Genomic DNA, 12,386 nt, shown 5'->3' with positions numbered 1-12,386 from the left:
ACAGCCCCCGAAATGCGTGTGCCTCCTCTATATCGAGGAGGCAGCACAGGCCGGAAAGGAAAAGTAAGAAGGATTGAATTGCGCCACAGGGCTGGAGAAGGGAGGTGTATTTGCAGTAAACCATCCCTGTGGCGCGGGCGTTCAGCAATTTCGGAGAAGTTCCGAGGTTGGCTATTGGAAAGAATTGCTGAAGAGTGTAGCGAGCGGATCAGGCCTTGTTGGAGACGTTGATCACGTTGTTGTGGCCCCAGCACTTCTCGTACGGCATACCGGCAAGATCCTCGACAACCTTACGGGTCTCTTCGGTAACGTCGTCCATGGAGCCACCGTTGCGCAGACGAGCGGACTCGGCCACGAGAATGTCGTGGGTCTTCTCGTTCAAGTGCATGCGGTAGGTCAGCAGGATGCCGACGAAGGCGAGCACAACCACCGTGCCGCAGTACATGTAAAGCAGCACGTTAACCACGAGCGGAGACTGAGTCGTGACATCGGCACCCGACTGGAAACCGACAGCCTGCAGGATCACACCCACGAGGATGGTGACCACGGTGTTGACGATGACCTCGAGCGTGGACTGGATGCCGGCGTACTGGCCTTCACGGCGCTTGCCGGTGACGAGCTCATCAACGTCCGGCACGAAGGACTGCACGTAGGTCTGTGCGTTCACGATACCGGAGTTGCCCAAGGTGAACAGGGTGATCAGGATGGTGAAGACCAGCGTGACAGTGGCCTTCGGCATGGAACCGTGGGTCAGACCCAGGATGAAGATGCCGACGAACAGAACGATGGTGAACCAGGAGCCGAGACGGTAGGCGCGCATGCCGCCGAGCTTGGTGATCAAGGTGGCCCAGATGACCACGCAGACCATGCCAAACAGGAAGCTGAAGCCGGTGGACAGGGAAACCTCAGCCGGGGTCAGCAGCAGCACGAACATAATGAAGTAGGCGTTGATCTGGCCGCGGACGGTACGGAAGGTCATCTGGGAAAGGAAGATGCCCAGGTAGTTGCGGAAGGTCTTGATGCGCAGCACTGAGAGGAAGTTCCAGAACACGGAGACCAGACGACCGAAGAAACCGACCTTCTCAGCAGCACCCTTATCGGCGGAGGAGATATCAGTGGTCTCGTCGTACGGACGTTCCTTGATGCACAGCGCGCCAATCACGAGCAGCACGGTGCCGAGCACGGCGTAGATCATAGCGATCTTGAAGTACGGCTCCCAGCTGTCAGCACCCCAGATCTTGAACAGGTAGGCGTTGAACATGGAGAGCGCGAAGCCGCCGACGCCGCCACCGATCTGCTGGACGGCCACGAGCTGGGCGCGATCCTTGGAATCATCGGTCATCTCGGAAGGCAAGGAGTAGACCACGGTGTTGATGCCCGGGTACACGCCGTAGTAGATGATGTTGATGAGCAGGTAGAACCACACCGGCATGTTCGGAACCCACAACAGCACATAGAAGATGAGGTTCAGCGGCGCGGCGATGAGCAGCGTGCCCTTACGACGGCCAACCTTGCGGCCGAAGGCGGTGGAGTACATACGGTCGGAGATGTAGCCCCAGACCGGGGTGATGAAACCGCCGATGGCCTTGCCAACCGCGAGCATCGTAGTGACGATACCGATGGAGATGGCGAGCGGCTGAGTGTAGTAGATCATCTGCCAGGTCATGACCATCGTGGTCATGGTGAACGACAGCGGCAGCAGGGCGTAAGTGAGCTTCGTCACCCACGACAGCTTGCGGCCCACTGCAGGTGATGCCGAGTTGGACATTGGATTTCTCCTATTCTCCAATAGAAATCGATGCGATGAGGCACGGCGCAGGGCCATTCATACGGAGCTGCTTCCCGGGTGGGGGACTTCGCCGTCCATTCCCGGCTCATCTACTTCAAAAAACCTTATCGTTGAGATTTTGAAGCTCGATTTCATTTCTTGATGTTTGCAAAACAAACCATATCACAAATCTTATCGATGAGATTATTTTGCGATTATGGCGTGTCGCAACTGGCAACATACCTGCGAATACATCAGCAGCACAATAAAAAAACTCCCCCACGGCGAAGGGGAGCTAGACGAAACGTGCGCATGCACAGTGCTCAACGCTCAGCCTTTATGCGTTACATTGATCACGTTGTTATGGCCCCAGCATTGCTCATAGGGCATACCAGTCAGACTTTCGACTAACGCGCGCGTCTCCGGCGTCACATCATCCATCGACCCACCGGCGCGTAATCGATCGATTTCATCGAGCAGCAGCTCATGATTCTCGCGGTTGAGCTTCAATCGGTATGTAAAGACAATGCCGACAAGGCAGATCACAATCGGCACGAACGAGAACAAGCACGCCAGCGCGAACACCGTCTGCGGAGGCTGTGATTGCGCGCCTTCCACAAATCCAGTCGCCTCCAAGACCAGGCCAATCACAATCGTTTCCGCGGAGGAGAAGATGTCGTCGATGGTCGAATTAATGGCGGCATATTGCCCTTCTCGACGTTTCGAGGTGATGATCTCATCCACATCCGGGATGAACGTATACGTGTACTGCGTAGCGTTCACCACGCCGGTGATGCCGAAGTTCATGAACAGGCCAAGGCCGATGTAGAGCACCGCGCGTGTGCCGGCTGGGATGTGACTTGCAACCATCGCCAGCATAAACATGGCCAAGAATACGAAAATCACTTCGATGCCACCCAGTCGGTAGGCGCGCGGACCGCCGATTCTCGCGGTAATCCAGATGAAGAAACCGACGCACGCGATGCCGAACAGCAGGTTGACGCCTGTGGCGAGCGAAACGGTCTGTGGATCGAGCAGCAGCACGAAAATCACGAAGTAGGTATTCAGCGTGCCGCGCACCGTACGGAACATCTCCTCCGACAGGTACAAACCAAGATAGTTGCGGAATTCCTTGACCTTCAGCACCGAAAGGAAGTTCCACACCACCGAAACCAACCGCTTGCCGACACCGATGTGTGTCTCGCCGCCATCGCCGGCAGCCCCGTCGGCGGAAGCCACGTTGGTGGATTCATCAAACGGACGCTCCTGAATCGATAGGAAGCCCAGCACCAGCACTGCGGTGCCGATGATGCCGTACAGCAACGCCATGTTGAAGTACGATTCCCAGTTGTCCTTGCCCCAGATAGTGAACAGGTACACGTTGAGCACCGAGAGGAAGGTGCCGCCGATGGCACCGGCGATCTGATTGACGCCTACGAGCTGCGCGCGCTGGCTTGGGTTCTCGGTCATTTCGCTGGGCAAGCCGTACTGCACGGTGGTGATACCGGCGAAGAACGCCCAGTACAGCAGATTGGCGAAGAAGTAGACGGCTATCGGCAGGTTGGGGATCCACAACAGCAGATAGAACACGAAGTTCGCGGGGATGGCGAAGATCAGAATCGAGCGACGGCGGCCGAAGCGGCGGCCGAGCGCATTGTGGTACATGCGGTCGGAGATGTAGCCCCACACCGGGCCGATCACCGAGGCGACGATCTTGCCTGTGGCGATGAGCACTGCGGTGACGGCCATCGATACGTTGAGGAACGTGGTGAAATAGAACATCTGCCAGGTCACGATCATCGTCTGCATCACATACGACAGCGAGAATGTGGCGTAACCGAGTTTGGACTTCCATGACAAGGCGGCATCCACCGCTTCAGATGCCGTAGTGGCACAATGAATACGATTGTTGCCGTTGTTCGCTCGTGGCATCGTCACGCTCCTTCCTCAAACGGCCGAACACGGCACCGTGTCTCCGGTCGGTACGATCTCAAGATTGCCTCGGCGTATTCGCGCCATCGCGACACGCCGCTTGGTTGTGCTGCCTCAAACTCTATCATCGTTAAGATTTATGCACCATATACGGCGTTTTGAATCCCGTCAAAACCGTTATTTGTTCACAATCTTATCGTTGAGATGTTATGATGTGTTTCGTCAAAGACGAACTCCCCTGGACTCCTCATTGAACATCATCACTGAAGAAGCCAGAGTCACACGTTTCGATTGATCAGCCCCGACGCAGGAGCCAAGAAACCACTCACCACATCATCCAAGGCATGGAGGTCTTATGATGACAACAAGCAATCGCCCGGCAGCCGAAGAGGTGCTCACCGGACGCTCCAACAACTTCAACTCGGGCTGGCGGTTCTTCCGCGGCACACCAAACGGCGCCGAACGCCCAGAATTCGACGACTCCGACTGGCGCAAGGTCAATCTGCCCCATGATTACGGCGTGGAAGGCAAGTTCTCCCGCAACGCACGCGCCACCGTGGGCTATCTGAAGGTGGGCGAGGGCTGGTACCGCAAGACGTTCACCGCTCCGGCCGAGCTCGCCGGCAAGTACGTGACCCTGGACTTCGACGGCGCCATGGACCGCGCCGAAATCTGGCTCAATGGCGAGAAGCTCGCCGAGCATCACTACGGCTACACCAACTTCGCGGTTGACCTGACTGGCAAGATCAAGCCCGGCGAGGTCAACGTGCTCACCGTGCGCACCAACAACGAGGAGCCGAGTTCCCGCTGGTATGCCGGCGCCGGCCTGTACCGCGACGTAACACTGACCGTCACCAACCCGGTACACGTGACCCGCTTCGGCACCCAAATCACCACCCCGACGCTTGAGGAGGACGTCAAGGAAGGCCATGCCACCGTTGCCGTCTCCACCATTGTGGCCAACAGCACCCCAGCCGATGCCGCAGTCACCTTGCGTCACGAAATCCTCGACGCCAACGGCACTGTGGTCGCCACCGACGATGCCGCAGTCACCGTCCCAGCCAACACCCCGGACACCACCAAGGCGGCCGCCGCCTACGATGCCGCAGAAGCGCCGAACCGTTTCTCCACCACGCTCTCTGTCACCGATCCACACCTGTGGAGCACCGCCGACCCGTACCAATACACGTTGCGCAGCACCGTGCTCGACGTCAACGGCAACGCCGTGGATACCACCGAAACCAAGTTCGGCCTGCGCTGGATCATCCTTGACCCGCAGCGCGGCCTGTTTCTTAACGGTGTGAATATGCGTGCTCTTGGCATGTGCATGCACCACGACCTCGGCTCCCTGGGCGCCGCCACCTACCGCCGCGCCGTGGTTCGCCAGCTCGAGATTCTGCAGGATGCCGGCGTGAACGCCATCCGCACCTCGCACAACCCATGTTCCAAGGTGTGGGCCGAGGAGTGCAGCCGCATGGGCTTCCTGCTGCTCGAAGAGCTTACCGACATGTGGACCGCTCCGAAGAACCGCAACGACTACTCCAACTACTTCGCCCAGGATTATCCGGAAGACTTGGCCGCCATGATTCTTCGCGACCGCAACGAGCCGGCCGTGTTCATGTGGGGCATGGGCAACGAGGTGGCCTGGCAGGAGAGCGAGATTCCGATCGCCGCCGACCTGACCCGGCGCTGCCATCTGCTGGACCCGACCCGTCCGAACTCTGTGAATGACGCCTCGTACCTGTCCAAGGGCATCGACGGCATCGGCAACAAGATCCACGAACAGATGGATGTGCGCGGCTACTCCTACATCAACCGCGGCCAAATGGAGCAGGTGCATGAGAAGCATCCGAACGATGTGATTCTGAACTCCGAATCCGGCAACTGCACGCCATGCCGCGGCTTCTACGTGCACCCGACGATCCTCACCGACGAATGGCAGCTGCGCGGCCGCGACTACCCGTTCGCCAAAGGCCGCCAGCCGTGGAAGGAAGACACCTACGAAATCTCCGACTACAACGTGACCACCAACCGCGGCTACCCGCTCGACATCGCGTTCGACCGCCTCGTGAACCTTGAGTTCAACGTGGGCGAATTCGCCTGGACCGGCTTCGACTACATCGGCGAACCCGCTCCGTACATCTCCAACTTCTACTGGAACAAGCCGGATATGCCGGAATCCGACGGCACGGTGCTGGCTCCGTTGCGCTCCTACTACGGCATGGTGGATACGGCCGGCTTCCCGAAGAACCCGTGGTGGCTGTACAAGGCGTTGTGGACCGACCCGGATGATGCTCCGGTCGTGCACCTGTTGCCACACTGGAACTGGGAGCAGGGTGAATCCGTGGCGGTGTGGGCGTACACCAATGCCGCTTCCGCCGAACTGTTCCTCAACGGCAAATCCCTGGGCAAGCGTGAGTTCGAATCGCATCAGGCCACCTTCCATCTGAGCAACAAGTATGCGGACAAGCCGTTCGAATACCGCTATCAGAAGAACGGCAACGAGCCCAAGCAGCTCACCCTGCAGTGGGAGGTACCGTTCGAGCCGGGTACGGTTGAGGTTGTGGCCTATAACAAGGCCGGTCAAATCGTGGCCCGCGACTCCATCACCACCGCCGGCGCACCGGCCGGCATCAAGCTCATCCCGGACCGCCACGTCATCGACGGCGACGGCCACGACCTGAGCTTCATCGAAGCCGATGTGATCGATGACGCCGGTGTGATCGTGCCGCGCGCCAACAACGAGATCACCTTCCACGTGGAGAACGGCACCCTGCTCGGCACCGACAACGGCTACCAGGCCAACACCGAACCGCTGCAGTCCCCAGTGCATTCCGCCTACTCCGGCAAGGTGCTCGCCATCGTAACTTCCGACGGCTCCGGCAAGCCAATCCGTGTGACCGCCACCGCCAAGGGACTGAAGTCCGACACGGTGAACGTGTTCATCACCGAGGGTCTGACCGCCGACGCCGACGCGTTGGAAGCCCGCGGCGTGGCTGTCCGTGTCCGTGCAGGAGAAACCCCGGTGCTGCCGCAGACCGTCACCGTACTCAAGGCTGATAACACCACGGCCGAGACTGCCGTGACTTGGCAGGATTCCTCTCTGGCCATCGATGTGCAAGCCGCTGCAACCAAGTCTGGCGCACAGTCGTTCACGCTGACTGGCGAAGCCGCAGGACTGCCGGTCAACGCAACGGTAACGGTGACGCACCCGGTCGCCGCCCGCCCGGCTTCACTGGCCGCCCCGGCCGGTGCCGCACCAACCCTGCCCGCCAAGGCTCTGGTCGTCTTTGACGATGGCAGTGCCGTCGATGTACCAGTGGCTTGGGATGCCGCCGAGGTCGATTGGAACAAGGCCGGCACAGTGGTGGTATTGAACGGCACCGTTGCAGGCTACAATCTGCCGACTACCGTGAACGTTCGCCTGACCGACGGCGAGACCACCGCTCACGACACCACCGACCTGGTGTCCGTGACCGTGGACGGCAAGCCGGTCGAGTTCGACGATCAGCATCGCACTGTGCTGCACCGCGCCTACACTGCTGGCGCCCCGGCAATCAGTGTCGAGGCCGCCGACAATGCCGTGGCATACGTGGTGCCGCCGCTCAACTATCCGTACGGCTCCTACGTGATTCGCGTCACCTCTGAGGACGGCGAACAGCATGCCGCGTACGCGCTTGATTTGGATGTGCCGCCGGCTCCGGTTGCCGAAGTCACCTTGGTGCCACCTACCTTCACGTTGGCCGAGGATGAAACCACCGATCTTGCGGTGTCCGCCACCGATGAGACCGGTGCAGCCATCGAGCTGGGCGAGGGCAGCGAAGCCGCAATCACGTTTGCTTCCAGCGACGAATCCGTGGCCGGCGTGGACTGCAGCGGCATCGTCACCGGTCGCCTGTCCGGCACGGCGAACATCACTGCCACCGTTACGTATGGTGGGGTCTCCAAGACCAGTACGCCGGCCATCGTGACGGTTGCCGAGGGTACTGAGCCGAAGCAGCCGGCCGACGTTCAGGTTCCTGCCGTACGTACAATGGCGGGCACTGCGCCCGCATTGCCGGCCACCGTCATCGTCAACTTCGATCACGGCGTTGCCGCGCCGCTGCCGGTCGCATGGGAAACCGTGCCGGCTGCCGCCTACGGTCACGCTGGCGAAGTGAGCGTTGCCGGTACAGTGACTCGCTTCGACCTGGATGTGAGCGTCAAGGTGCAGGTTGTTGAAGTGAGTGAGGTGCAGTCCGTGGCGTTGGACACCATTACCGGCATCGAGCCGCTCGTGGGCGAGACTGCTCCCGAGGTAACCGTCCACTGGTCTGATGGTGCCAAGGAACAGCGTGCGGTGACATGGGCCAAGCCTGAGGCTTCGCTGTATAGTCACGCCGGTGAATTCACCGTGCTGGGTGATGTGGAAGGTTTGGAACAGCAGGCTGTGGCTCATGTGCGCGTAACCGATGACTACGTGCAGAACCGCGATCTGTTCTCCTACCGCAACGACGTGTATCCGCAGGTGCGCGCCTCCTACACGAACCCGGATCCGAAGGCTCAAGAGGATGCTTCGCTGCTGATGGACGGCATTGTGTCCTACACGCCGCGCGTCGGCTACAACCTCAAGAACCGTTGGTCCACGTTCGGCGACCCGTCCAACACCGCTTGGCTGGAGTACCGCTTCGGCTATGGCGAGGAGGAACCGTTCATGCTCAACTCCTTCACCATCTACTACTGCTTGGATGGTGAGGATGTGGCGCTGCCCGAATCCGTGGAGGTGGACTACTTGGCCGCCGATGGCTCTTGGCAGCCGGTACGCCATCTGACCGCGACCTCCAACCCGGTTGAGCAGACCAACGATGCCGCTTGGGTGTATGCCACGGTCGGCGATAAGCCCGGCTCCTCGATGAGCTCGAACGGTGACGAAACCACCTACTCCTTCGACATGGTGCGCACGTCTCGTATCAAGATCACGTTCACGTCCGCTGCAGGCAAGTGCGTGGCCATCACCGAGGTTCGCGGCGATGCTCGCATCCCGGCCCCGCGCAGCGAAGCTACGTCCGAGGAAGCGAGGTGACACCACATTAGCGTAGATTACTCATTCCGATCCTAGCTTGGCACATGTCAAGGCCGCCCGGCTCTCATACGAGGACCGGACGGCCTTTGCTGCTAGCTATTCAGCTCTGTGGCGCCTACGCACCCAGCAGATCAAGCATTTGCGGGATGCTCTTCTTGCCGAATTCGACGGTCTGGCTGCCGTCGGACTTGTTGATCACGATGCAGGGCACGCTCATCGCACCGTACTGGTCCTTGAGCTCGGGGAAATGCGAGACATCGTAGGCTTCGGCGCGCACGTTCGGGTTGAGCGAGGCGATGCGCTGCGAGGCGAGCACGGTTTCCGGACACATCGTGCAGGTCAGGGAGACCAGAATCATCACGTCAAGCGGACTGTCGATGGCCGCAGCACGTTCGCGCAGATCATCATCGAGCGGCTGGCCCGGACCGGCCGCGTTGTAGAGGCCGAGCACGAACGAGTTGAACTCGTGACCGGACGGCACACCGTGGAAAGCCAGACCGGTGAAGGTGAGCTTGCCGTCATCACCGGCCGTGCAGATACGCACGGCCGGACGGGCGAGCGGCAGCGCCGCGGCCACGTCGAACTCAGCGCGGCCGGAGTCGTCAAGCGAACCATAGGCGGTCAGCGCAGAGCCGTCGCTCGGCAGCGTCACCTCAAGCGGCTCCCCTACTACCAAGTTCACAGGCGCCGACTCACCATCAATTGCAGTAATCAGCCCATCGGCCCCGACTGCCACCGAATTGAGCTTGCCGCCGGACAAGGCGACCATCTCACCGATGAATCCTTGCAGTTCCGCGGAAAGCGGGGTGCTGTCAAGTTCCAGGGCCAACGTCACCGGGCGCGTCATACGGCCGAACACCACACCGAGCTGCTGCTTGATGGCGGCGGAGAACAGTTCGCCGGGCTTCTTGGCGGTTTGCGCCGCGGCCGCAGCGGCATCGGCGCTACGCTTGGCCGGAGCGGGGGCCGGTGACGTACCGGCGGCCGCGGTCTTGGCGGCAGTCTCGGCTTCGGCCTGCTCGTAAGCGGAGGCGGTCGGACGCGGCGGCACCAAGCCGGTTTTCTCGCTCATCTGCTTGGCGTAACGCTCCAGTTCCACGGCCGCGATGGCACCGTCAGCAGTGGCGGTGACCACCTGACGCAGATTCTTGACGCGCAGGTCGCCGGCCGCGTAGACGCCGGGCACCGAAGTCTCCAGATAGCCGTGCGTGACCACATAGCCGTGGTCATCAAGTTCGACCACACCACGCACCAGATCGGTGGCGGGTACGTAGCCGGCGAACACGAAGACGCCGAACGTGCCGCCGTCGGCCGGCTTCCAGGTTTCGGTCTCGCCGGTCTCACGGTTCAGGATTGCGGCCTCGCGCAAGCCGCCTTGACCTGCGGTGACCCCCTTGAGCTCAACGTTGTAGCGCACGTCGATCTTCGGATGATTCTTGGCCTCGGCAGCCACGGAAGCATCGCAGGTGAAGTCGGGTTCACGCACCAGCACAGTGACCTTGGACGCATACTTGGTGAGGAACACGGATTCCTCGGCGGCCGCGAAACCGCCGCCGACCACGAGCACTTCCTTGCCGGTGAAGAACTCGCCATCACAGGTGGCGCAGTAGGCCACGCCGCGGCCGGCGTATTCGGCCTCGCCCTCGAAGCCGAGCTTGCGCGGGGAAGCGCCGGTGGCGATCAGAATGCCGAAAGTCTTCAGGTCGCCGCGCGAGGTGTGCACGGTTTTGATATCGCCATCAACGTCGAGCCCGGTGGCCTCGGCGGAAAGGAACTCGGCGCCGAAATCCTTGGCCTGCTGGCGCATGGTCTGGGTGAGCGCACGGCCGGTGGTGCGGCCGACGCCCGGATAGTTCACCACTTCATTGGTGATGGTGATCTGACCGCCGAAATCATCCTTTTCGAGGACAAGTACACGGTAGCGAGCGCGGGCGAGGTATAGGCCAGCGGTAAGTCCCGCAGGTCCCCCACCGATGACGACGACGTCGTACAAATCGTTGTTGGTTTGAGTCATGATGATGCTTTCTATACAAAGGAGGCTCCCTCATTGAGGGAGCCCGGTTTTCTTACTGCGGCGCTCGCGACGCTATCGCTGTCACAGCTGGCCGACGAGGTCGAGGCTGGGCTCGATGGTCTCTTCGCCCGGGGTCCAGTTGGCGGGGCAGACCTGATCGCCGTGCTCGTAGACGAACTGGGAGGCCTGCACGCGGCGCAGCAGCTCCTCGGCGTTGCGGCCCACGTTGGAGGAAATGACCTCGTAGGCCACGACCTTACCCTCCGGGTTCACGATGAAGTCGCCACGCTCGGCCATGCCGTCGGCCTCGTTGTAGGTGTCGAGGTCGCGGGCCAACAGGGCGGTCGGATCGGCAAGCATCGGGTATTCGATCTTGGCGATCTTCTCGTTGGCGTCATGCCAAGCCTTGTGTACGAAGTGGGTGTCGCAGGACACGGAGTAGACCTCGCAGCCGATCTCCTTGAACTTGGCGTAATTCTTGGCCAGATCCTCAAGCTCGGTGGGGCACACGAACGTGAAGTCGGCCGGGTAGAAGAAGAACAGGGACCAGTGGCCGAGCACATCGTCCTTGGTCACCTCGCGGAATTCGTTGTTCTGGAAGGCCTGCACCTTGAAATCAGTCAGCTCGTGCTGCAGAAGCGTCATCATCGATCCTTTCATGACCGTGTTGTGCCGGGCACCGAGAACCGAGTCGTTTTACGGCGTCCGGCATCTGTTGCCTTCTCCATCGTAACGTTGCCGTTCAAGACACGTCCGGCGCAAGGCTATGAGCATAATCACAGCGGCGTAAAGGTAAGCCCGGCGGCAGGGCGGCAGGGGGTACGCAAGGGGTTGAAATCAGTACACACATACTGTGCACACGCTCCAGCTAAGATAGGTGACCAGCAAGAGCCAATAAACATGGAGGTGTAATGGCCTTAACGGATTCTCTGGCGGAAACCACTGCGAATGCCACGTGGAGCCGTATGTTGCAGGGCAACAGTCGTTTTGCCGAGGGCAAGGCGGAGCATCCTTGGCAGGACAAGGAAACCCGTCACATGCTGGTGGACGGTCAGAAGCCGGACGCCGCAGTACTGTCCTGTTCGGATTCCCGTGTTCCTCCGGAAATCATCTTCGATCAGGGATTGGGCGATCTGTTCACCGTACGTACGGCAGGGCAGACGATTGACGACGCCGTCATCGCCTCACTGGAGTATGCGATCACCAAACTGCATGTCAGTCTGCTGTGTGTGCTTGGTCACGCCCGTTGCGGCGCGCTGGAGACCGCGGACCGTCAGTTGGATGAGATGATGCGTGCGATTACGAACGATGCGGACGATTCCTTGACCGCCGCCGACGCCATCGAAGACTTGGATGAGCAGATCGCCGCCTCGGATTCGATTGTGATGCGTCAGGCCGGCATGTCCGTATGGCAGGCACGTGAAGCCGAGCTGGAATGCGCGGAGGATTTCGAGCGCGTGCACGTGGCCCGCACCATCGAAACGCTGGTGGAACGTTCCGAAGTGATCCAGCAGGCGCTGGCCGACGAACGGCTCATGATGGTAGGCGCACGTTACGAACTGGAATCCGGCCGCGTTGAAGTCCTGAGCTTCTGACAGATCAGGCCGGCG

General features: G+C 60.5%; 6 protein-coding genes. 2 read left to right on the top strand and 4 right to left on the bottom strand.

From position 1 onward, the window contains the following. Positions 1-208: 208 nt before the first annotated feature. Positions 209-1,768, bottom strand: coding sequence for an MFS transporter (locus G1C97_RS09305; protein WP_169241525.1), 1,560 nt, complete (start codon positions 1,766-1,768; stop codon positions 209-211). 330 nt (positions 1,769-2,098) lie between these two features. After that, entirely contained in the window at positions 2,099-3,700 is a 1,602-nt protein-coding gene (locus G1C97_RS09300; RefSeq protein ID WP_100497016.1) for an MFS transporter, read from the bottom strand. Positions 3,701-4,055: 355 nt separating this feature from the next. Here G1C97_RS09300 and G1C97_RS09295 point away from each other — a divergent pair, with 355 nt between their 5' ends. After that, entirely contained in the window at positions 4,056-8,762 is a 4,707-nt protein-coding gene (locus tag G1C97_RS09295) for an Ig-like domain-containing protein (RefSeq protein ID WP_169241524.1), read from the top strand. A gap of 115 nt (positions 8,763-8,877) precedes the next feature. Here G1C97_RS09295 and G1C97_RS09290 read toward each other — a convergent pair whose 3' ends face one another. Beyond that, entirely contained in the window at positions 8,878-10,776 is a 1,899-nt protein-coding gene (locus tag G1C97_RS09290) for an FAD-dependent oxidoreductase (protein WP_169241523.1), read from the bottom strand. Positions 10,777-10,857: 81 nt separating this feature from the next. Continuing rightward, positions 10,858-11,421, bottom strand: coding sequence for an alkyl hydroperoxide reductase subunit C (gene ahpC, locus G1C97_RS09285; RefSeq protein WP_100497012.1), 564 nt, complete (start codon positions 11,419-11,421; stop codon positions 10,858-10,860). Between the two features lie 266 nt (positions 11,422-11,687). On the opposite strand from ahpC, the gene G1C97_RS09280 reads away from it, so the two are divergent. Beyond that, positions 11,688-12,371: a carbonic anhydrase gene (locus tag G1C97_RS09280; protein ID WP_169241522.1), complete on the top strand. Its 684-nt coding sequence runs from the start codon at positions 11,688-11,690 to the stop codon at positions 12,369-12,371. Positions 12,372-12,386 lie beyond the last annotated feature (15 nt).

The sequence above is a fragment of the Bifidobacterium olomucense genome (assembly GCF_012932375.1).
In the GTDB taxonomy this organism is placed as follows: Bacteria; Actinomycetota; Actinomycetes; order Actinomycetales; family Bifidobacteriaceae; genus Bifidobacterium; species Bifidobacterium olomucense.
This window is presented reverse-complemented; position numbering and strand designations above follow the sequence as displayed.

Coding starts and splice junctions, on each gene's coding strand:
- G1C97_RS09305 (WP_169241525.1), bottom strand. CDS start 1,768: ATGTCCAACTCGGCATCACCTGCAGTGGGCCGCAAGCTGTCGTGGGTG.
- G1C97_RS09300 (WP_100497016.1), bottom strand. CDS start 3,700: ATGCCACGAGCGAACAACGGCAACAATCGTATTCATTGTGCCACTACG.
- G1C97_RS09295 (WP_169241524.1), top strand. CDS start 4,056: ATGATGACAACAAGCAATCGCCCGGCAGCCGAAGAGGTGCTCACCGGA.
- G1C97_RS09290 (WP_169241523.1), bottom strand. CDS start 10,776: ATGACTCAAACCAACAACGATTTGTACGACGTCGTCGTCATCGGTGGG.
- ahpC (WP_100497012.1), bottom strand. CDS start 11,421: ATGACGCTTCTGCAGCACGAGCTGACTGATTTCAAGGTGCAGGCCTTC.
- G1C97_RS09280 (WP_169241522.1), top strand. CDS start 11,688: ATGGCCTTAACGGATTCTCTGGCGGAAACCACTGCGAATGCCACGTGG.